The sequence below is a fragment of the Mesorhizobium sp. CCNWLY176 genome (assembly GCF_037153935.1).
Lineage (GTDB): Bacteria > Pseudomonadota > Alphaproteobacteria > Rhizobiales > Rhizobiaceae > Mesorhizobium_M > Mesorhizobium_M zhangyense.
The window spans coordinates 109,396-129,758 of sequence record NZ_JBBBDZ010000006.1 but is presented as its reverse complement, the minus strand read 5'-3'; the positions used below and the strand labels follow the sequence as shown (position 1 = coordinate 129,758).

Here is a 20,363-nt window from a genome sequence, read left to right as displayed (position 1 = left end):
ACGCGCCGCGTCCTGCCTGCGATCGCTACCTGCGTGACCGCCATGCTGCGCCGCGGGTTTTTTTGCGGAATTGCCGCAGTTCTCATTGCGGCTCCCGCTCATGCCGGCGAAACCGAACCCGCCGGCCTTGCCACCACGCGCACCGATCTCGACACCAAAGACCTCGGCCGCGTCGAGGCGATCACCAAGCCGACGGGCGATTTTTCCAAGCCGGAAGAATTCGAGCAGATGCAGGGCGGCGCCGGCACGTCGCGCAAGCGCGTCAACCAGGATGCGTTCTCGCAGTTTTCCGCCAACATCACCTTCGAGGAAGAAGGCACCTTCAAGCTCGGCAATGCGCTGTTTCGCAAGCTGTGGGTGTCGTCGCCGTCATCGACGCAGGCGTCCGACGGGCTCGGACCGTTGTTCAATGCCCGCGCCTGCCAGAGCTGCCACCTGAAGGACGGTCGTGGCCATCCGCCGGAAGGCAACCCAGACGCAACATCGATGTTCCTGCGCCTTGCGCGTCAGGCCGAGACCGACGAGGAAAAGGCGGCCATCGCGCACAAGACGGCGCTGAATTTCCCCGATCCTACCTATGGCGGGCAGTTGCAGGATCTTGCCGTTCCGGGTCTTGCCGGCGAAGGCAAGATGGCGATCTCCTATGAGGAGCAGCCGGTGACGCTGGCCGACGGCACGGTCGTTTCGCTGCGCAAGCCGACCTATTCGGTGACCAATCTGGCGCAAGGGCCGATCGACCCGCGCGTCACGCTGTCGCCGCGCGTCACGCCCCAGATGATCGGCCTCGGCCTGCTCGAGCAGATCCACCCTGCCGATATCCTCGCCCGCGCCGACCCCGACGACAAGGACGGCGACGGCATCTCCGGCAAAGCCTCGATCGTGCGCGACCACAAGACCGGTGAGCTGACGCTCGGCCGCTTCGGTTGGAAGGCGTCGACGCCGTCCATCCGCCGCCAGTCGGCGGAAGCCTTTGCCGGTGACATCGGCATCTCCAACCCGGACGTGCCGAACCATTGGGGCGATTGCACCAAGGCGCAGGAAAAATGCCTCGCCATGCCGAACGGCGTGCAGGAGCGGCTGGGCGACACCGAGGCGCCCGACCCGATCCTCGACCTCGTCACCTTCTATTCGCAGAACCTCGCCGTGCCGGCCCGCCGCGATGTCGGCAAGGCCGACGTGCTGGCCGGCAAGAAGGTGTTTTACGAAAGCGGCTGCGCGTCCTGCCACACCCCGAAATTCGTCACCCGCCGCGATGCGCCCAACAAGGCGCAGTCCTTCCAGCTGATATGGCCCTATACCGACCTTCTGCTGCACGACATGGGTGACGGGCTGGCCGACGGACAGCAGGTGGGCGACGCGACGGGCAACGAATGGCGCACCGCGCCGCTGTGGGGCATCGGCCTGACCAAGCGCGTCAACGGCCACACCTTCTTCCTGCATGACGGGCGCGCCCGCAATCTGGTCGAGGCGATCCTGTGGCATGGCGGCGAGGGGCAGGTTGCGCGCGATCGCTTTGCCGCGCTGTCGAAAACCGAGCGCGATGCGCTGGTGAAATTTCTGGAGTCGCTGTGATGTTCAGGGTTTTGGTTGCCGCTGCATTTTTCGTGCTGGGCCAGTCCGCCGCTTATGCCGCGGAACTCGACGCGCCGAAGATCGTCGGCAAGGTCATCGACGGTTTCGTGCGGCCTGCCTATCACGGCTTCCATCAGGCGACGTCGCAGCTCTCGACCGATGTCAAGGCGTTGTGCTCCGCACCTTCCGGCGCCGCGCTCGCCACGGCGCGAAAGGCGTTCGGCGGCACCGTCGATGCCTGGTCGAAGGCAGAAATCATCCGGTTCGGTCCCGTAACGGAGCAGAACCGGCTTGACCGCATCCTGTTCTGGCCGGACCGCAAGAGCATCGGCCTGAAGCAGGTTCAGGCGGCGATCCAGTCCAAGGACGAGACCGCTGCCGATCCGGCCCAGTTGGCGGCCAAGAGCGTCGCCATGCAGGGCCTCGGCGCGCTGGAATTCGTGCTGTTCGGCACCGACGCGGACACGCTTGCCGGCACCGACGGCGCCTATCGCTGCAGCTTCGGTGCGTCGATCGCGATCAATCTCGATACGATGGCCAGCGAGCTCGAGCAGGCCTGGAATGCGCCTGACGGCTTTGCCGGCACATGGGCGAAGCCGGGCGCGAACAACCCGCTCTACCGCAACAATGACGAGGCGGTCGGCGAACTGTTCGACGTCTTCGTCACCGGGCTGGAGATGGACCGCGACGTGCGGCTGGGCGGCTTTCTCGGCAAGATGACGGCGGCGGAGGACAAGCCGAAACAGGCGCTGTTCTGGCGCTCGGAAAAGACGGTCGATTCGGTCGCCGGCAATCTGGCTGGCATGAAAGCGCTGTTCGAAATCTCCGGTCTTGGCGATGCGCTTTCCGATGAGATGCGCTGGATCGAAAATTCCATCAACTTCGAATTCGCCAATGCAGCAAGGGCAGCAGCGGGCTCGGAAGGTCCGCTGACCGAGGTGCTGGCCGATCCGCAGCGGCGCGGCAGGCTCTCCTACTTCAGCGTCGTGACATCGAGCCTGAGCGAACTTTTCGGCAAGCGGCTCGCCGGCGAACTCGGCCTGACCTCGGGTTTCTCTTCGCTCGACGGGGACTGACCATGCGCACGCCGCTCATCGATCGCCGCGACTTCCTGAAGGCTTCGGGTGCCGCCTTTGCCGCATCGCTGGCGCCTGCGGCCTGGGCGAAGACGCTGGATGCCGACGCCGTCTTTGCCACCGCCTACCAGAGGCGCGACGGCAGCTATGGCGCGGCGGTCCTGTCTGAAGCCGGCAAGCTGCTGCATCAGGTCGATTTGCCCGATCGCGGCCATGACGTGACCTTCGATCCGGTATCGGGAAGGTCCGTGGTGTTTGCGCGCCAGCCCGGCACCTTCTTCGTCGCCTTCGACCACACCGGCAAGGCGGAGCCGCAGACCATCGCCAGCCTGCCGGACCGTCATTTCTTCGGCCATGGCGTCTTTTCACCGGACGGCGCGCTGCTTTATGCGACCGAGAATGATTTCGACAACGCCGCCGGCATGGTCGGCATCTATGATGCGCGCGACGGCTTTCGACGGCTGGGCGAATTCCCGACCCATGGTGTCGGGCCGCATGAGCTGCTGCTGCTCGACGACGGCCGCACGCTCGCCATCGCCAATGGCGGCATCGAGACCCATCCGGATTTCGGCCGCGCCGAGATGAACCTGTCGACGATGAAGCCGTCGCTGGTGTTCGTCGATCGCGTCTCGGGCGACCTGATCGAAAGCCATGAATTGCCCCCAACGCTGCACCAGCTTTCCATCCGCCACATGGATACGGACGCAACCGGCGCGGTCTGGTTCGGCTGCCAGCACAGAGGCCCGGCAACCGAAACGCCCTCGCTCGTCGGCAAGGCCGAGCGCGGCAAGGAGCTTCAGCTTCTCGACATGCCGGAAGACGTGCTCGGCGGCTTCCGCAACTATATCGGCTCGGTCGCCGCCAACCGCGACGCCGGCACGGTGGCGGTGTCGTCGCCGCAGGGCAATTCCTTCGCTGTCTTCGAGGCGGCGAGCGGCCGGATCGTCTCGGACCAGTCGCTGCGCGAGGTCTGCGGCCTCGCCCCCGACCATGCCGGCTTCCGCGCTACCACCGGAACGGGCGAAATCCTCGACCCTGCCGGCGACACCGTCGATGAAGCCGATTATGTCTGGGATAATCATCTCCTTAGAATCGGCTAGGACCTGCCGCTATTCAGGCGATGGCGGCCTGCGAAAGGCGGTCTTCTGCGCTTCCGGTGCTCACGTACCGAAAGTACGCTCCGCTCCGGTTCTCGAAGTCCGCCATTCTCGGCTCACCCTGGCCTGAATTCCGACAGGTCCGGGCGTTCTGTCAGGTGCTTTGCCGGCTTTGCAACAGCGCCAGCATGCCCAGCGTCACCAGCGCCATGATCGTGCAATAGCCGGCCAACGGCCATGCCGTGTCGCCGCCGAGTAGTACGACCATCAGCGTGCCAATGATGCCGACGATCAGGCTCTGGACGCAGAAATACAGCGCCACCGCCGTGCCGGCGACATCGCCGAACGCCTGCAGCGCGCCGTTTGCCGTCACTGAGCCGGCAAAGACGATGCCGACCGAGATGACCCACATAGGCGCGACAAACGTCCAGAAGGATGGCTCGAACAGAAGCTGTCCCCCTGCCAGCAGAACAGCGCCGGCAAGCAGCATCGCCATGCCGCGCGCAAGGCTGCCGGCAATGCCCCAGCGCGCGACGAAGCGCTTGGCGAAGCGCGTGGTGGCGATCATCACCAGTGCCGCGGTGGCGAAGGCTACGCTGAAGCCAATCTCGGAGAAACCGGCCCGGCCGATAAGCACGCGCGGTGCCGTCGAGAAGAAGACGAAGAACGCGCCCATCGCCGCACTGAAGCCGAGCGTGTAGGTCCAGAAGCCGAAGTTCTTCAGGATCGGTCCGAAGGCCGGCCGCTTTGCCGACGTGCCTGCAGGCCGGGTTTCATGCCATCGCGGCGCAGCATTCAGCGAGGCGGCGAGGGCGAGCACGCCGAGCGTGACGAAGATGAAACGCCAGCCGAGATGATCGGCGATCAGCGCGCCGGCGATCGGGCCGAGTGCGGGCACGAAAGCCAGCATCGAGCTGAACAGGCTGTAGATGACCGCGCTTTCCGGACGCTCGGCATAGACATCGCGAACGGTGGCGAAAGTGGCGACCAGTGCTGCCGAAGCACCCGCCGCCTGCAGCAGGCGCAGGGCAACGAAGATCGAAGCCGACGAGGTGCCGGCAAGCAGGAGCGAACTCGCCGCAAAGAGAAGCGCCCCGCCAATCAGCACCGGACGGCGGCCGATGCGGTCGGAGATAGGCCCGAAGACGATCTGGCCGAGGCCGAGCATGATCATATAAAGGCTCAGCGTCAGTTGCACGACTGCCGGCGTGGTGCCGAGAATGTCGGGCATAGCCGGGACGACCGGGAGATAGATATCCATGGCCAGCGAGGCCAGGATGTCGAAGGGCGCCATCAGCAGCAGGGCTGAGGGCAGGGCATGGTTCCACGCCTTCGGCGCGGGAGAAGGGGAGTTTTGATAAGGCACGATTATGCATCCGCTCAAATGGGTAAGATCTGGCGGCGATCTGGCTATCGGGATCGGTATTTCAAACCGGGAATGACGGGACAGACGCCGCAACAACAGTCGAGTTGCTGCGGCTTACTTGTCTGCTGACTTGGTGGTTCCCATGGTCTTGCCCCGTGAATGAATGCGCCGTGCTTTATCAGCCTCGGGCCGATCCGGCAACGGCCGGCACCTGGATGACCTCCGGTGCCGTGCCATAAATCTCCTTGCTGCGGCGATGATAGGCGATGAATTCGGCGGCAGGCAGCGCCTTGGAGAACAGCCATCCCTGTCCGAAATCGACGCCCTGCGCTTTGAGATAGTCGGCTTGCTCGGTGGTTTCGATGCCCTCCGCCACCGTATAGAGGCCGAGCGCCTTCGCCATGTCGATGATGTGGGACGTCACCGAGCTGGTGGCCGTATTCTTGCCGACCGTGTCGACGAAGGACTTGTCGATTTTCAGCGCATCCATGGGCAGGCCCTGGAGATATTGCAGGCTCGAATAGCCGGTGCCGAAATCGTCGATCGCCACCGAATGGCCGAATGCGCGCGCTTTGCCGAGGGTGATGCGCGCGGCATCGATGTCGATGAAGCTGCGCTCGGTCGCCTCCAGCCATATCTGCGTCGGCCTGATGCCGGTGTGGCGCAGCCTGTTCTCTATGAAGTCGAGAATCCGGCCGGACTTGATATCGGCGGCGCAGATATTGATGGCGATGTGCAACGTACGGTCCTCGACCAGCATCCTGTTCAGGTCGAAGATGACAGCCTCAAAAACCTGGTCGGTGATCGGCATGATCAGGCCGCTGTCTTCCGCCAGCGGAATGAACAGGTCGGGGCGGACGATGCTACCGTCGGGGCGCTTCCAGCGCACCAGCGCCTCCGCGCCGACGCATATGCCGGACTTGAGCTCGACGATCGGCTGGTAATGCACGACGAATTCGCGATTGCGCACGGCGATTGCAAGCTCGCCCAGCGGCGATAGCTGTTTTTTCGACAGCCAGACGACGACGCCGACGATGAAGGCCGCGATGAAGGCCCCGATGGGGAGGAGAAACATCTGCTCCGTTCGAAGCTTGCCGGCCAGCTTCGCTTTCGGTTTGGTGACGACCGCGACGAGCCCGGTGTCGCGCGCCACAGCAAACAGCGCGCTATCGGTCATGCCCTCTTGCGGATTATCGATCGCGGATTTGACGAGTGCCGGGTCCGGAGCGTTGAGCGTATCGATCAGCGTGCCCTGGTCGTTGGTCAACGCAAGCGACATGCTGTCGTCGACCAGGACATCGACAAAGCGCGAGGGCACGACGAGAACGTTGTGACTGCCGTGACGCAGGGCCATCATCGGGTTGCCTCGGGTGACCCGCGGCTCTATCCGCAATTTCACGTCCAGCCCGTCCGGGGTCACATAGTCTGCAGGCGTTAGCGCGATTTTGCCTTCCGTCGGTCCCCAGGACGTACATCTGAGAAACCCGTTTTGGAAATACCCCATTTCCTCGATGGCAGGCGTATTAACCGTGAGGAGCCGCATGCGCGCGATGTGCTCTTCCGAGCAGGGGATGAACGGCGCGGCTTCGACGGTGTCGAGCGCGTCTTTCGCTTCGCGAAAGGTGTTGTTCGCCCGCACTATCGTGCGATCGGCAAACAGCGTCAGGAGGGCTTGCTCTTTCTGGACCGCAATCGCCCACGACATATAGGCCATCGCGGCAATGGGTATTGCAGCGCCGAGAAAAGCCAGCAGGACACCGGTCGCGATAATGCGGGAACGTCGCATTTCCATCTCCGCAACTTCGCCGTTCTAAGCAGACCATGATGCGCCGGCCGGTGTTAAGAAATTCCCTTTCGCCTTTGTCGGATTGTTTTCAAGTCCGCGCTATTTGTACATGCCCTCGCGCAGGTTGATGCCGTGCTCGAGCCAGATTTTCAGCGCGCAAAGCATCTGCGACCAGCCCTGGCAATTGCCATAGGAGGCCTTCAGGCCTGTCGGCGTCTCGCGCCAGCCTTCCTCGGTGATGGAGACCAGCGTGCGGTTACCCTCCAGCGGCTCGAAGGTCATCGTCACCGTGGTCATGTAGCCGGCGGATGCGGTGATCGCTGCCTCGCCATCGGAGGGAGCGCCCTCATTGGCCTCCCATTGCAGGACGATCTTTTTGTCCTTCTCGACCTCGACGACATGGACAGGAAAGGCGCCGGGAAAGTCATGAAAGTCCCAGCTGACGGTGGCGCCGGTCTCCAGCCGGCCCTTGGCGCCGCCGGTGGTGAAATAGCGCGACAGCTGGGCGGGATCGACCACCGCCTCGAAGACTTCGGCCACAGGTTTCGAGACCCGTGCACTGACATTGAACTTCAGCTCCATGATCTTTCTCCTTGTTCTTCGGGCAATTATGTTATAAAAATATAACATGTCAAGTGATGATGAAAACGACAGGATTTTCAAGGCGTTGGCGGCGTCCACCCGGCGCTCGATTCTCGACCTTTTGAAGGACGACCCGCAGACGACGGGCGAGCTATGCACGCGCTTTCCCGCACTCGACCGCTGCACGGTGATGCAGCATCTGAAGGTGCTGGAGGAGGCTGATCTCATCATCGTGCGCCGCGAGGGGCGCGAGCGCTGGAACCATCTCAATCCCCTGCCGATCAAGCACATCCACGATCGCTGGATCGGGCCTTACGCTGCCTACGCGACCGAAGTGCTGGACCGGCTGAAAACCGATCTGGAGTAGACAAAGTGAGCGCGGGCGGGCGGGTTCGGGAGCCGCCGTTGCGACGCGGCCAGCGCTGAGACGCCGCGAATGCCTGCTGCAATAGCCCTTGCCTGATCGCGAACTTTGCGACACCAATCCGGGGAAACGGGCGGGTACAGAAAATGACATCACGGCGACCAAACGTCGTTATCGTCGGAGCCGGGATTGTCGGCGCTTCCATGGCCTATCATCTGGCCCGGCTGAATGTCGGGGTTACGCTTGTCGACCGGGGAAAGCCTGCCGGCGGCGTGACGCATCGGTCGTTCGCGTGGATCAACGTATCCCATGGCCTGCCCGAGGCCTATCCGGAACTGCGCAAGCGGGCCATCGGCGAGTGGCACAGACTGGAAAGCGAGCTGAGTGGGCGGCTGCGGGTCAATTGGTCAGGTGCATTGACCTGGCACACGGACCCGACCGAAACGGAAAGCTTCGCCCGTGAGAGCGCTGCCATGGGGCATGAGGTGCGCCTTATTCGGCGCGACGAGCTGGCTGCGCTGGAACCGAACCTGAAGAACCTGCCCGACAACGCCGCGTTCGCGGCGAGCGAAGGCGCTGTCGATCCCGCAGCAGTGACGGAACTTCTCGTTCAGGCGGCAAGGGAGGCAGGTGCGGATATCCGGCTCGATACCGAAGCGCTGTCGCTCACCACGCAGGATTCGGGGGTGACCGGCGTTGTAACCTCCGCCGGCAAGATCGAGGCCGATGCCGTCGTGCTGGCGGCAGGGGTCGGGGCAAAGGCTTTGTCTCAGCCGCTTGGCCTGTGGCTGCCGCTGGACGCCTCGCCCTGCATCCTGATGCGTTTTCGGACGCCTCGCCGTTTGGTCAACCGGGTGGTGTGCAACCAGCATATGGAGATACGGCCCCACACCGATACGATCATGGTGGGCGCGGAGGATTATATCGATGCCTCTGGGGAGAACGGACCTGAAGCCGTGGCGGAGCGCGCGCTGGCCGCCATCAGGAAGCAGCTCGTTGGCGGCGAGGAGGTCGAATTGATGGATGTCCAGGTGGGGATAAGACCTGTTCCAGCGGATGGCTTGCCGATTGTCGGACAGGTTCCCGGCATCGCCGGCTTGTATCTGTCCGTCATGCATGTCGGCGTGATGCTGGCCCCGTTGATAGGGCGGCTCGCATCATCGGAAATAGCGCATGGCGTGGAAGACCCGCTGCTTGCGCCATACAGGTCGAACCGGTTCTGACTGCGATCTCGTCCGCCGCGCGCCGCGCTGATTTCAATGTCCTGAGAGGACGAGTGTCTTCACGGGAAGCAGCAGCGCCTGCAGTCTCAGTATGATGGCGTGCACCACTCCGACAGTGTCGATGACATGGAGAAACACCCATTTGGAGGTGCTCAGATCCTTTGCAGCGAGAAGGTCGTGATTGTTGGTATAGGCATTGACGATGCAGCTGCTGCCGGGCGGGACGCCGTCGAGCCCGCCTTCGAAAAGCGGTTCCATGAAGACGGTGATCGTGCCGGGCTTTGCCACCTGCTGAGCGTCGATCAGTTGGTCCGACGCCCGGACCTGTCCGGCTGCGATAAGATCCTGCACTTCGGTTATGACCATCGGAATGATGGTCATCGGCTTCGAGATGCAGGTGGCCTCGGTGACCATGCCCACCTTCATGACCTGCGCCTCGAGCTGTCCAAAGCCGGCGACAAGGGCCTCCCTGCCGGCTTCCGTGGGGATCAGCACGCCCGCGGGCCGCATGATGGGATTGACGATATCTCCCTTGCGCAAGGTGAATTGCTCAAGCGTACCGTCCACACCCGCATAGACGACCATCTTGTCCAGTTCGACCTGCGCCTGCGCCAGCGTGGCTTCGGCCGTGGCCTTTTGCGCCGGCAGCACTGAAGAAATCTGTGCCTCTACGGACTGCTTGCCTGCCAGCGCGGCCGACACCGCAGCCTGGCGGCCGTCGACGATATTTCGAAGCTTTTCGAGTTCGCGCTGGGCAACCGAATTGGCGTTCCGCTTCTGAAGCTCGGTCTTGGTGTCGAGTTCGTCAACGGCCTGCTGATATGCGCTTTGAGCCTCCTGGATTTTGGCGTCAGCCCCAGCCAGATCCGTTTTCGCCAGTTCCAATGTCGCATCGATCTCGGACACGCGACGCCGCGCCGTTTCCAGCGCCGCCTCTTCCTCCGAACTGTCGAGTTTGAAGATGGGCTGGCCGGCTTTCACCTTCTCCCTGAAGCCGACATAGACCTCCTCGACGCGGCCGGAACCCTCGGGAACGATGGGCACGGTGCGATAGAAGGAAACGGCGCTGTTCGTCGACGGGTGAAAGTAAAGAATGAGCGTCAGAAGAGATATGGTGAGCATCAGGCAGGCGGTTATTCCATAGCGAAGCTCGTACCAGACCGAATACAGCGTGAGCTCATGTCCGATCCGTTTTCCCTGTACGAAACGGCGATAGAGAAAATCGGGAAGGATGGTGACGATCGAGCACAGCAGAACTTCGATCATGGCTCGCGTCCTTCTGCCGGCGCCCGGCCATGCAGTACGACGGGGGGTGCAGGTGACGGCGGTGCGTTATTCTCCTTGGTCGGAGCACTGGCTGTGCCGTCCGTTGGTTGAGGCTGACTAGCCAAGGCTGGCGAACTGATTGCAGCGTCCTCGGCCGGCGACGTGGAAGAAGCATCGGAAGACGCTAAATGCGACTTCCGATTGGCCATGCGCGCGAGAGAATCGGCCATGTTGGCCAGCGGTGTCCAGAAGTCAGGGATCGGAATGAAGGCAAGCAACAATGCTGCGACCCAGAACGCGTTGTTGTGGGTGAACAACGCAAGCAACGACAGGACCCCAACCAACTGAAACTGCAGATTGCTGGCGCCGTGAGCCATTCGCTCCGGCAACGCATGGAGCCAGAAATACAGGCTCCCGATCATGAGCACTATGATGACGAGGGCTACAACCGAGCCCACGAACAGAACGTCCGTTTCCCCGGGAGCGGTTATGAACCCCGGCAGATAGTGAGGTGCCAGCGGATGCATCGCCTCGGACATTTCCGGTAATCCCATAGCCGGTTACATCGATCTTGGTCGATTTACTCGTTTGGCGGGTGGATTTCCAAATAATGAACTACATTAGCACCGAAGTACAAATTTATACTAACTTTTTTTGACGCGCGTATTCCTGATACATTTAAGTATATTTTGCGAAATATTGCCTCTCGCGCCTGTTGTGAAAATCCAAACCACCGTCCGCCGCAGGGAACGCGTATGCGGTACCGGCGCGAGGCCGATCCCGATCAGCAAAAGGAGTTGTGCTAGAACCGCCCGACATCGGCGAAGGCGATCGCTTTGCGGATGATGGCGACGAACTGTTCGCCGGCGATCTCCTTGGGGCCGCTATTGTCGATGGTCGAGATGCCGGGGCCGGTGAGTTCGACCTTCACCGTGCGCGCCAGCCGCGCCATCACCTCGCCGCGCGATTCGCGGCCGCGTGCCGCCAGCCGCTCGGCCAGGATCTCGGGGGCCGCGGTGATCTCGACCACGGCGACATTCTCGTAGCGTTCGCGCAGCGCCGGAATGGCATTGCGCGAGCCGTTGGCGACAGCGATTTGGCCGTTGGCGATTGCATCGTCCACGCTCGCCGGAATGCCGTATTTCAGCCCATGCGCCTCCCAGGAAAGCGCAAAGGCGCCTTCTGCCTCGGCTTCGACGAATGCCGCATCTTCCAGCGTGTCATGGTCTTCGGTCGCGCCGTCGCAGGGGCGGGTGATGACGCGGCGGACGAACGCAACCGTATCGTCTCCGGCGAAATGCTCGCGCGCATAGGCAATGACCGTGTCCTTGCCGGCGCCGCTCGGGCCGACCACGGCAATGAAGACGCCATGGCGAACCGGGAAAGCAGCGCTTGCCTGCTCACGCTCGATGAGGGCTGAGACCATCATGCGACGCGGCGCCCTTCGCGCCAAACCGTGCGGACCACCGGCACATGCTCGTCGACGCGCACGCGCACCAGATCGGCGCGGCGGCCGATCTCGATGACGCCGCGGTCGCTCAGCCCGACGGCTTCGGCAGGTGTCTTGGAAACCATCGCGACAGCCTGCGGCAGCGAAATCGCGTCGACGACTTCGCCAAGGAAGAAGGCCGACTGGATCAGGCTGAACGGGATGTAGTCGGACGAGAGGATGTCGAGCAGCCCGTCCTCGGCCAGCGCGCGGGCCGAGACGTTGCCCGAATGCGAGCCACCGCGCATGACGTTTGGCGCGCCCATCAGCACGCCGAGCCCAGCACCTTTGGAGGCTTTCGCCGCCTCCATCGTGGTCGGGAATTCGGCGACGCGAATGCCTTGCGAGATCGCCTCGTCGACATGGGCGATTGTCGCATCGTCATGGCTGGCGAGGATGATGCCGCGCGCGTTGCAGGCCTCGGCGATCGCGGCGCGGTTGGGCGCGGAATTTTCGGCCGACTGCGCCATGCGTTTCTGGCAATAGGCGCGGAACTGCTCTTCCGACATCTTCAGCTTGCCCATGTAGTAGACGGCATAGGCGTCGAAGCTGGCGAACTGGCGCTGGCCCGGCGCATGATCCATCAGCGAGGCCATTTTCACCCGCTCGTCGCCATCGAAAAGCGCGAAGGCCTCGCGGCAATCGGGCGCCGAAACCTCGCAGCGCAGATGAATGAAGTGGTCGGCGCGCAGCCGGTCGTTGACGACGCTGTCTTCGATGGCGTCGGCGAGCTTGCGCATGTCGGCGGCGGTGATGTCGGAATCTGTGTCCATGCCGACGCGCAGCGCGTCGAACACGGTGGTGATGCCGGCGGTGGCGACCTGCGCGTCATGGGCAAGCACGGAGGCGATCGGGTTCCAGCGCACTTTCGGGCGTGGCGCGTAGTGGCCCTCGAGATGGTCGGTGTGGAGTTCCACCAGCCCCGGAATGATGTAGTCGCCCTGCATGTCGTCGCCGGTCTTACCGGCGCTGGCGGAAATGTCGGCGATCTTGCCGTCACGGATCAGGATCGAGCCGTCGACGATCTCGTCGGCAAGCACGATGCGGGCATTTGTCAGTGTCGTTTCGGTGGTCATCTCAAGCAGTCTTTCTTTCGCGCCTGCGGCCAAGCGCGTGATACGAATGCACCATGAAGGGTGCGCCGGGTTCGCGTTCGACGAACAGGGCCAGCCCGTCTATGGCAAAGGGTTCGGCAACAGCGTTGCCGAACAATTCTTCGATGGTGGCACGCAATTTTGGGCTTTCTTCGGCGCTGACGCGGCCCGTCAGCGTCATGTGGAAGCGGAACGTGTCGAACACGTAGGGGTAGCCCCATTGGCAGAGGTTGCGAAACTCCGTCTGGCTCAGCGCGTCGGGGTTGCGGCGCTCGATCTCGGCGTCGGTCAAAGGCGCGCGGAAGCGATCGAATTTTTCGACCACATCGCCGGCGAAGCGGTTGAGTTCGGGCGATACTTCGCCCGGGACGAGCGCGAAGAAACGGTCGATCTGGCCCAGCACCAGACGCGGGATCAGGACTGGCTCGGTGGTTGCCGCGTAAGTGGCCAGTGCCTTGTCGAGCGAGGCTTCGCTCTCGCCCTCGGCGAGCCGGAACGGCGCCTTCAGCGTTGCATGAAAACCGTAGCGGCGGGCGGCTGCGGTGTGGAAGGCGACTTCCGTCGGCGTTAGCAGCGACGTTGCCGGCGCAGTGCTGGCAGCACCCGTAAACGGGTTGCGGCCGAGCCAATTGGCAGCGATGCGGGTCAGCGCGTCGTCGGGTCCGGGGGTGAAGTAAATGGCGTAGCGCATCGTATGGTCCTGGTCAGCCTCGCTGCCATAGGCGATTTGCATGACGGATTGACGAAGCTTTTCGATTTGTCGGTAGTATCAGACAAGTTTCTTTGCGTCATCAGCCAGAAGCGGCGGTTCGCTGGTGCTATGGCGGCACCGTCTGTCACAGCGAAGTGACCGTTGGCCGGGCGAGCGTGCATTGACCCGGTTTGGCCAAGAATGCTCAATCGCGGCGACGAAAAGACCGGGGAGGATGGGGTGCCCATGAAAAGATTTTTGCTTGCTGCGGTCGCGCTCGCGGCCATGACCTTTCAGGTTTTCGCGCAGGATCCCGATCCGGCGAAGTGGGATGATGTGCTCAGGCAAGCCCGCGGCGAAACGGTCTATTTCAACGCCTGGGGCGGGGCGGAAAACATCAACGCCTATCTCGAATGGGCCGGCAGCGAGGTTGAGAAGCGCTACGGCGTCAAGCTGGTGCATGTGAAGCTCGACGATACCGCCAATGCAGTGGCCAAGGTGGTGGCCGAAAAGGCCGCCGGCCGCAACGACACCGGCACGGTCGATCTCATTTGGATCAATGGCGAGAACTTTTCGTCGATGAAGCGGCAGGACCTTTTGATGTCGCCGGGCTGGGTCGAAAAGCTGCCCAACTGGAAATATGTCGACGCCGACGACAAGCCGACCATCCGTACCGATTTCACCATTCCCGTCGAGGGGCTGGAGAGCCCGTGGGGTATGGCCAAGCTGGTGTTCTTTTACGATTCTGCCAGGACCGATGCCGCAAGCCTGCCGAAATCGGCGAAGGAGCTGCTGGAATGGGTCAGGAAAAACCCCGGCCGTTTCTCCTATCCGCAGCCGCCGGACTTCATCGGCTCGTCCTTCCTCAAGCAGATATTGTCCGAACTCGTTGCCGACCGCTCGGTGCTGCAGAAGCCGGTGGATGATGCCTCTTTCGAAGACGTGACGAAGCCGCTGTTTGCCTATCTCGACGAGCTCAATCCGCTGCTGTGGCGCGGCGGCAAGGCCTTTCCGCAGAACTATCCGGCGATGAAGCAGCTTCTCGCCGATGGCGAGGTCGACATCATCTTCGCCTTCAACCCCTCGGAAGCCTCCGGCGCCATCGCCAATGGCGAGCTGCCCGGCACCGTGCGGTCCTTCACCTTCCCGGCCGGCACGCTCGCCAACACCCATTTCGTCGCCATCCCTTACAACGCTGCCGCCAAGGCCGGCGCGCTGGTGCTGGCCGATTTCCTGATCTCGCCGGAAGCGCAGGCGCGCAAGCAGGACCCGAAGGTCTGGGGCGATCCGACTGTGCTTGCCGTGTCGAAGCTCGATGCGGAAGACAAGGCCCGCTTCGACGCGCTCGATCTCGGTGTCGCGACGCTGAAGCCGGATGAACTGGGACCTGCCATAGACGAGCCGCATCCGAGCTGGATGGAGCGGCTGGAACTGGAATGGAAGAAGCGCTACGGCGCGGCGAATTGAGGGAAGGGATAAGGTTGGTGGTGACTGCGATTTGCAGGAATGACGCTGCCCTCTTCGGTGATGTTCACGCGATCGCCCCCTCTCCGTCGCGCTTCGCGCGCCACCTCTCCCCCATTTCATGGGGGCGAGGAACCTGGGTTCTGCGAGGCCGCAACATTTCAGGACTTGGGTTCCTCGCCCCTGCGAAGCGGGGGAGAGGTGGCTCGGCGAAGCCGAGACGGAGAGGGGGTCGCGTTCAAGGCGAAACCATTCGCATTCCAGACTGCGGTAGTCCCGCGAAGCAGAGCAAAATACCATCACCTGAACCTGTCCCATGCTCCCCCGCCTAGGCCCGCCGCTTGCGGTTATCCTGCTCACCGGCCCCATCCTCGCCGGCCTGCTCGGCACGCTGCTGCCGGCCTTCGGCTATCTGCCGGCACTCGGCGGAACCGCATTCACGCTTGACCATTTTGCGGAACTGCTTGCCCGCCCCGGCATCATGATGTCGGCGCTGGTCAGCCTTGCCGCCGGGCTTGTCACAGCCGCCGTTTCGCTCGGCATCGTCGCGCTGTTCATCGCCGGCTGGGCCGGCACGAAAGCATTCGCGCGCATCCAGCATCTCATCTCGCCGCTGCTGTCGGTGCCGCATGCGGCAGCGGCGTTCGGCTTCGCCTTCCTGATCGCGCCGTCCGGCATGATATCGCGGCTGATCTCGCCCGGCCTGACCGGCTGGCAGCGTCCGCCCGATCTGCTCATCGTCAACGATCCGATAGGCCTGTCGATGATGGCAGGGCTTATCGTCAAGGAAATACCCTTTCTCCTCCTGATCGCGCTGGCGGCATTGCCGCAGATCGACCTTGCCCGCACGCGGGCGCTGTCGGCTTCGCTCGGCTATGGCCGCATTGCCGGGTTCATCCACGGCGTCTGGCCGCCGCTCTACCGCCAGATCAGGCTTGCCGTCTTCGCGGTCATCGCCTTTTCCTCCTCGGTGGTCGATGTCGCGGCAATCTTAGGGCCGACGACGCCGGCGCCGCTGGCCGTGCGGCTGGTCGGCTGGATGAGCGACCCGGAACTGTCGATGCGGTTCTTTGCGTCTGCCGGCGCGCTGCTGCAACTCTGCATCACGGCACTGGCCATCATCATCTGGATAGGCCTCGAACATATCGGCACGGCCATGCGCGATCATCTGCGCGATTGCGGCCTGCGCTGCCGGCGCGACAGATGGCTGGCGCGAACGGCCTTGGCGGCATTGGTTGTCTCGGCGCTGGCGATCGTCGCAGGGCTGGCCACGCTGGCCCTATGGTCCTTCGCCGGGCTGTGGCAGTTCCCCAATGCGCTGCCCGACAGTTTCACCGCCAATGCCTGGATGAAGACCGCGCCGCGCATTGCAGCACCGCTGGCGACAACGCTGCTGGTGGCGACGCTTTCGACGCTGCTTGCCGTGGCGCTGACCCTACTCTGCCTGATCCGCGAGGACGAGACCGGCAAACGGGCCGGCAGGCGCGCGCTGTTCTTGATCTATCTGCCGCTGCTGGTGCCGCAGGCGGCGTTCCTGTTCGGGTTGCAGCTGATCTTCGTCGGCACCGGCACGGTGGCCAGCCTGCCGGCGCTGGTGCTGGTGCATCTGGTGTTCGTCATGCCCTATGTCTTCCTGTCGCTCGGCGACCCCTGGCGCGCCTTCGACCGGCGCTACGAGGCGGTGGCGGCAGGGCTTGGAAAATCGCGTGCTTCGACGCTTCTGCGCGTCCGCCTGCCTATGATGCTGCGCGCCATTCTGGTCGCGGCAGCGGTCGGCTTCGCAGTCTCCATCGGCCAGTATCTGCCCACCGTGCTGATCGGCGCGGGGCGGCTCGAAACCATCACTACCGAGGCGGTAGCACTGGCTTCGGGAGGCAACCGACGCATCATCGGCGTCTATGCTTTTCTGCAAATGCTGCTGCCGGTGATCGGCTTTGCGGTTGCCACGCTCGTACCGGCGCTGATATTCCGGCATCGCCGCGCCATGCGGGTATGAAGCAACCGGTTGGGTGATGGCCGAAAACGGGCTTTTTCTGGACGATGTGTCGATCGCGCTGAACGGGCAGAGGCTCGTGGCGCTGACGCATCGCGTCGCGCCCGGCGAAGTGCTGACGGTCATGGGCCCGTCCGGCTCGGGCAAGTCGACATTGCTTGCCTATATCGGCGGATTTCTTGCGCCGGCTTTCGAAGCGTCCGGCAAGGTGTTTTCAGACGGGCTGGAACTCACCACACTTCCCGCCGAAGACCGTCACGTCGGTATCCTGTTTCAGGACCCGCTGCTGTTTCCGCACATGTCGGTCGGCGGCAATCTGGTCTTTGCCATTCCGGCAAGTGTGAAGGGCAAGGCCGAACGGCGCGCTCTTGCCGAGGCAGCGCTTGATGGCGTCGGGCTGGCCGGCATGGCGGTGCGCGATCCCGACACGCTGTCGGGCGGGCAGAAGGCGCGGGTGGCGCTGGCGCGCGCACTGCTGTCTGCGCCGCGTATGCTGCTGCTCGACGAACCCTTTTCCAAGCTCGACGCCGAACTGCGCGGCCAGATGCGCGAGCTGGTTTTTGCCAAGGCGCGCGACAGCCACCTGCCGGTGGTGCTGGTCACCCATGACGAAGCCGACGCTGACGGCGCAGGCGGGCCAATCGTCCGCATCGAGAATGCCCAATGACCGTCTTGCCCGACCTTCCAGTCACGGCAGTTCTGCCGGCGCTGCTGGATGCTTTGGCGGCAGGCTCAAGCGCCGTGCTGGTCGCGCCGCCCGGTGCCGGCAAGACGACGCTGGTGCCGTTGGCGCTGCTCGAAGCGCCGTGGCTGGGCGAAGGCAAAATATTGCTGCTGGAGCCACGCCGGCTTGCCGCCCGCGCCGCCGCGCGGCGCATGGCGCAGCTGCTCGGCGAGGAGCCGGGTGGCACCGTCGGCTATGCCATGCGCATGGAAAGCCGGCAGACTGCCCGGACAAAAATCCTCGTCGTCACCGAGGGAATTCTTGCGCGCATGATCCTCGACGATCCGGAACTGCCGGGCGTCTCGGCAGTCATCTTCGACGAGTTTCACGAACGCTCGCTCGATGGCGATTTCGGGTTAGCGCTGGCGCTCGACGTGCAGGGCGCGCTGCGCCCGGAATTGCGGCTGCTGGTCATGTCGGCAACGCTGGACGGTGCGCGTGTCGCGCGCTTGCTCGGCGATGCCCCGGTGATCGAAAGCGAGGGCCGCAGTTTTGCCGTCGACATCCGCTATCAGGAGCGGCCAGCCGGCACGTCGGTCGAGGACGCCATGGCGAAGGCGATCCGCGAGGCGCTGGCGGACGAGCCCGGCAGCGTGCTCGCCTTCCTGCCCGGCCAGCGCGAGATCGAGCGCACGCGCGAGCGACTCGAGGGGCGCATCGGGGCCGACACCGACATCGTGCCGCTCTACGGCATGCTCGACGGCAAGGCGCAGGACGCGGCGATCAAGCCGGCCCCGGCGGGACGCCGCAAGGTCGTGCTGGCAACGGCGATTGCCGAGACTTCCATCACCATCGACGGCGTGCGCGTGGTGATCGATTCCGGCCTGTCGCGCCTGCCGAAATTCGAGCCGGCAAGCGGCCTGACACGGCTGGAGACGGTGCGCGTTTCCCGCGCCTCCGCCGACCAGCGCGCCGGCCGTGCCGGCCGCACCCAGACGGGCGTCGCGATCAGGCTGTGGCGGGCCGAGCAGACGGCCGCACTACCGGCCTTTACCCCGCCCGAGATTCTGGAAGCCGATCTTTCGGGGTTGGTGCTCGATTGCGCCGCCTTCGGCGTCGCCGATCCCGCAAGCCTCGGCTTTCTCGACTCGCCGCCGGCGCCAGCACTGGCCGAGGCCAAGGCGCTGCTCTGCGCACTTGATGCCATCGATACGGACGGTCGCCTGACGCCGTCGGGCGAGGCGATGCGCAAGCTCGCTTTGCCGGTGCGGCTGGCGCATATGGTGGCGGAAGCGGGGCGCGACGGTCATGCCGGCGAGGCGGCCCAGCTTGCAGTGCTCCTGACCGAACGCGGTCTTGGCGGCGACGGTGCCGATCTGGAGCGGCGGCTGTCGCGGTTTCACGGTGAAAGATCGCCTAGGGCGACTGCGGCGCGGCAGTTGGCGGAGAGGCTGGCCGGGGCTGCGGCGGCAAAAGTTGCCCCTCACCCTTACCCTCTCCCCGTGAAGGACGGGGAGAGGGAGGCGTCTACGTTGCGGCAGTCCTACAGCTTTCCGCAAGCGGGAGGGACGACAGCTCCAACGTTGACGACCCCCTCTCCCCGTCCTTCACGGGGAGAGGGTAAGGGTGAGGGGCAATCAGGCGCAACTTCCGCCGGCACTCTCCTCCTCCACGCCTGGCCGGATCGCGTCGCCAAGGCGCGTGGCGAGCGCGGGCGGTTTATCCTTGCCCATGGCAGCGGCGCGGCACTCGATGCCGCCGATCCGCTGGCCGGCGAAACCTTCCTTGTCGTCGCCGACCTGCAGGGCAAGGCCCAGAACGCGCGCATTGCCGCCGCCGCTCCGGTCTCGGAAGCCGATATTCGCGCCGCGCTCGGCCACCGCATCGAGAAGAAGCTCGAAACGACGTTCGACCGCGACAAGCGTGCCGTGCGGGTGCGCGAGATCGTGCGGCTTGGTGCGATCCTTCTGTCCGAGCGCATGCTGCCGCCGCCGACGGGCGCTGACGCCGACCGCGCCATCATCGACGCGCTGCGCGAGCATGGGCTGTCGCTGCTGAACTGGGGCAAGGAAGCGGAAATACTGCGCCATCGCCTGCAATGGCTGCATCAGGGCCTTGGCGCGCCATGGCCGGATGTTTCCGACGAGGCGCTGCTGGCCGCGCTGGACGACTGGCTGCTGCCCTTCCTGACCGGCGAAGCGAATTTCGCCCGCATTCCGTCTAGCGCGCTTCAGACCGGATTGATGTCGCTGGTGCCGCACGATCTGCAACGGAAAATTTCAGCCCTTGCCCCGACGCATTTCGATGCGCCGTCCGGCAGCCATGTGCCGATCGACTATGAGGGCGAATGGCCGGTTCTGGCGATCCGCGTGCAGGAGCTGTTCGGGCTGGATGCCCATCCCTCCATTGCCAATGGCACGGTGCCGCTGACGCTGGAACTGCTGTCGCCGGCGCACCGGCCGATCCAGACGACGCGCGACCTGCCCGGCTTCTGGCGCGGCTCCTGGGCCGATGTGCGTTCCGATATGCGCGGCCGCTATCCCAAGCATGTCTGGCCTGACGATCCGCTGACGACGGCGGCCACTGCGCGGGCTAAACCCCGCGTCAAATAGCGCTTGGCGCACTACCTCTCTCCA

17 protein-coding genes are annotated in these 20,363 nt (G+C 63.9%); 9 read left to right on the top strand and 8 right to left on the bottom strand.

Features of this window, described 5'->3' with window-relative positions; genetic code table 11:
* The first annotated feature begins 42 nt into the window (after positions 1–42).
* Genes WBQ96_RS12350 through WBQ96_RS12340 form a run of 3 tightly spaced genes read left to right on the top strand, consistent with a single transcriptional unit; the run spans position 43 to position 3,748 of the window.
* Positions 43–1,572, top strand: coding sequence for a di-heme oxidoreductase family protein (locus tag WBQ96_RS12350; protein ID WP_246245876.1), 1,530 nt, complete (start codon positions 43–45; stop codon positions 1,570–1,572).
* Entirely contained in the window at positions 1,572–2,648 is a 1,077-nt protein-coding gene (locus WBQ96_RS12345; protein ID WP_165120136.1) for an imelysin family protein, read from the top strand. Before WBQ96_RS12350 ends, WBQ96_RS12345 begins: the two co-directional genes overlap by 1 nt.
* A gap of 2 nt (positions 2,649–2,650) precedes the next feature.
* Positions 2,651–3,748: a DUF1513 domain-containing protein gene (locus tag WBQ96_RS12340; RefSeq protein WP_336550536.1), complete on the top strand. Its 1,098-nt coding sequence runs from the start codon at positions 2,651–2,653 to the stop codon at positions 3,746–3,748.
* A 151-nt stretch (positions 3,749–3,899) separates the two neighbouring features.
* Here WBQ96_RS12340 and cml read toward each other — a convergent pair whose 3' ends face one another.
* From cml to WBQ96_RS12325, 3 genes are all read right to left on the bottom strand, one after another.
* Positions 3,900–5,111: a CmlA/FloR family chloramphenicol efflux MFS transporter gene (cml, locus tag WBQ96_RS12335; RefSeq protein WP_336550537.1), complete on the bottom strand. Its 1,212-nt coding sequence runs from the start codon at positions 5,109–5,111 to the stop codon at positions 3,900–3,902.
* Positions 5,112–5,289: 178 nt separating this feature from the next.
* The gene (locus WBQ96_RS12330) at positions 5,290–6,903 is read right to left on the bottom strand and encodes an EAL domain-containing protein (RefSeq protein WP_336550538.1); all 1,614 of its coding nucleotides are present in this window, start codon (positions 6,901–6,903) and stop codon (positions 5,290–5,292) included.
* A 93-nt stretch (positions 6,904–6,996) separates the two neighbouring features.
* Entirely contained in the window at positions 6,997–7,479 is a 483-nt protein-coding gene (locus WBQ96_RS12325) for an SRPBCC family protein (protein WP_336550539.1), read from the bottom strand.
* A gap of 46 nt (positions 7,480–7,525) precedes the next feature.
* Here WBQ96_RS12325 and WBQ96_RS12320 point away from each other — a divergent pair, with 46 nt between their 5' ends.
* Both WBQ96_RS12320 and WBQ96_RS12315 read left to right on the top strand, forming a co-directional pair.
* The gene (locus WBQ96_RS12320; protein WP_336550540.1) at positions 7,526–7,846 is read left to right on the top strand and encodes an ArsR/SmtB family transcription factor; all 321 of its coding nucleotides are present in this window, start codon (positions 7,526–7,528) and stop codon (positions 7,844–7,846) included.
* Between the two features lie 143 nt (positions 7,847–7,989).
* On the top strand, positions 7,990–9,066 hold the full coding sequence (locus WBQ96_RS12315) for an NAD(P)/FAD-dependent oxidoreductase (RefSeq protein WP_336550541.1): 1,077 nt from the start codon (positions 7,990–7,992) through the stop codon (positions 9,064–9,066).
* A gap of 33 nt (positions 9,067–9,099) precedes the next feature.
* Here the strand turns inward: WBQ96_RS12315 and WBQ96_RS12310 are convergent, their stop codons facing one another.
* From WBQ96_RS12310 to WBQ96_RS12290, 5 genes are all read right to left on the bottom strand, one after another.
* A complete protein-coding gene (locus tag WBQ96_RS12310; protein WP_336550542.1) occupies positions 9,100–10,332 on the bottom strand; it encodes an HlyD family secretion protein in 1,233 nt (410 codons plus the stop codon).
* The gene (locus tag WBQ96_RS12305) at positions 10,329–10,871 is read right to left on the bottom strand and encodes a hypothetical protein (protein ID WP_336550543.1); all 543 of its coding nucleotides are present in this window, start codon (positions 10,869–10,871) and stop codon (positions 10,329–10,331) included. Before WBQ96_RS12305 ends, WBQ96_RS12310 begins: the two co-directional genes overlap by 4 nt.
* Positions 10,872–11,134: 263 nt before the next feature.
* Positions 11,135–11,761, bottom strand: a complete 627-nt coding sequence (gene phnN / locus WBQ96_RS12300; RefSeq protein WP_336550544.1) for a phosphonate metabolism protein/1,5-bisphosphokinase (PRPP-forming) PhnN — start codon at positions 11,759–11,761, stop codon at positions 11,135–11,137.
* Entirely contained in the window at positions 11,758–12,897 is a 1,140-nt protein-coding gene (locus WBQ96_RS12295; RefSeq protein WP_336550545.1) for an alpha-D-ribose 1-methylphosphonate 5-triphosphate diphosphatase, read from the bottom strand. Before WBQ96_RS12295 ends, phnN begins: the two co-directional genes overlap by 4 nt.
* A 1-nt stretch (position 12,898) precedes the next feature.
* Complete coding sequence (locus WBQ96_RS12290) at positions 12,899–13,606, bottom strand: DUF1045 domain-containing protein (RefSeq protein ID WP_336550546.1); 708 nt, start codon at positions 13,604–13,606, stop codon at positions 12,899–12,901.
* A gap of 246 nt (positions 13,607–13,852) precedes the next feature.
* Between WBQ96_RS12290 and WBQ96_RS12285 the strand changes: the two genes are divergently transcribed.
* The 4 genes from WBQ96_RS12285 (at position 13,853) to hrpB (ending at position 20,339) form a co-directional block, all read left to right on the top strand.
* Positions 13,853–15,073, top strand: coding sequence for an ABC transporter substrate-binding protein (locus WBQ96_RS12285; RefSeq protein ID WP_336550547.1), 1,221 nt, complete (start codon positions 13,853–13,855; stop codon positions 15,071–15,073).
* 313 nt (positions 15,074–15,386) lie between these two features.
* Positions 15,387–17,066 (top strand): ABC transporter permease, encoded by a 1,680-nt coding sequence (locus WBQ96_RS12280; RefSeq protein ID WP_336550548.1) that lies wholly within the window; start codon positions 15,387–15,389, stop codon positions 17,064–17,066.
* Between the two features lie 16 nt (positions 17,067–17,082).
* Entirely contained in the window at positions 17,083–17,730 is a 648-nt protein-coding gene (locus WBQ96_RS12275; protein ID WP_336550643.1) for an ATP-binding cassette domain-containing protein, read from the top strand.
* The gene (gene hrpB, locus WBQ96_RS12270) at positions 17,727–20,339 is read left to right on the top strand and encodes an ATP-dependent helicase HrpB (protein WP_336550549.1); all 2,613 of its coding nucleotides are present in this window, start codon (positions 17,727–17,729) and stop codon (positions 20,337–20,339) included. Before WBQ96_RS12275 ends, hrpB begins: the two co-directional genes overlap by 4 nt.
* The last annotated feature ends 24 nt before the right edge of the window (positions 20,340–20,363 follow it).

Excerpts from the sequence above, each read along its gene's own strand:
- WBQ96_RS12350 (WP_246245876.1), top strand. The coding sequence starts at position 43 with ATGCTGCGCCGCGGGTTTTTTTGCGGAATTGCCGCAGTTCTCATTGCG.
- WBQ96_RS12345 (WP_165120136.1), top strand. The coding sequence starts at position 1,572 with ATGTTCAGGGTTTTGGTTGCCGCTGCATTTTTCGTGCTGGGCCAGTCC.
- WBQ96_RS12340 (WP_336550536.1), top strand. The coding sequence starts at position 2,651 with ATGCGCACGCCGCTCATCGATCGCCGCGACTTCCTGAAGGCTTCGGGT.
- WBQ96_RS12330 (WP_336550538.1), bottom strand. The coding sequence starts at position 6,903 with ATGGAAATGCGACGTTCCCGCATTATCGCGACCGGTGTCCTGCTGGCT.
- WBQ96_RS12325 (WP_336550539.1), bottom strand. The coding sequence starts at position 7,479 with ATGGAGCTGAAGTTCAATGTCAGTGCACGGGTCTCGAAACCTGTGGCC.
- WBQ96_RS12320 (WP_336550540.1), top strand. The coding sequence starts at position 7,526 with ATGTCAAGTGATGATGAAAACGACAGGATTTTCAAGGCGTTGGCGGCG.
- WBQ96_RS12315 (WP_336550541.1), top strand. The coding sequence starts at position 7,990 with ATGACATCACGGCGACCAAACGTCGTTATCGTCGGAGCCGGGATTGTC.
- WBQ96_RS12310 (WP_336550542.1), bottom strand. The coding sequence starts at position 10,332 with ATGATCGAAGTTCTGCTGTGCTCGATCGTCACCATCCTTCCCGATTTT.
- WBQ96_RS12305 (WP_336550543.1), bottom strand. The coding sequence starts at position 10,871 with ATGTCCGAGGCGATGCATCCGCTGGCACCTCACTATCTGCCGGGGTTC.
- phnN (WP_336550544.1), bottom strand. The coding sequence starts at position 11,761 with ATGATGGTCTCAGCCCTCATCGAGCGTGAGCAGGCAAGCGCTGCTTTC.
- WBQ96_RS12295 (WP_336550545.1), bottom strand. The coding sequence starts at position 12,897 with ATGACCACCGAAACGACACTGACAAATGCCCGCATCGTGCTTGCCGAC.
- WBQ96_RS12290 (WP_336550546.1), bottom strand. The coding sequence starts at position 13,606 with ATGCGCTACGCCATTTACTTCACCCCCGGACCCGACGACGCGCTGACC.
- WBQ96_RS12285 (WP_336550547.1), top strand. The coding sequence starts at position 13,853 with ATGAAAAGATTTTTGCTTGCTGCGGTCGCGCTCGCGGCCATGACCTTT.
- WBQ96_RS12280 (WP_336550548.1), top strand. The coding sequence starts at position 15,387 with ATGCTCCCCCGCCTAGGCCCGCCGCTTGCGGTTATCCTGCTCACCGGC.
- WBQ96_RS12275 (WP_336550643.1), top strand. The coding sequence starts at position 17,083 with ATGGCCGAAAACGGGCTTTTTCTGGACGATGTGTCGATCGCGCTGAAC.
- hrpB (WP_336550549.1), top strand. The coding sequence starts at position 17,727 with ATGACCGTCTTGCCCGACCTTCCAGTCACGGCAGTTCTGCCGGCGCTG.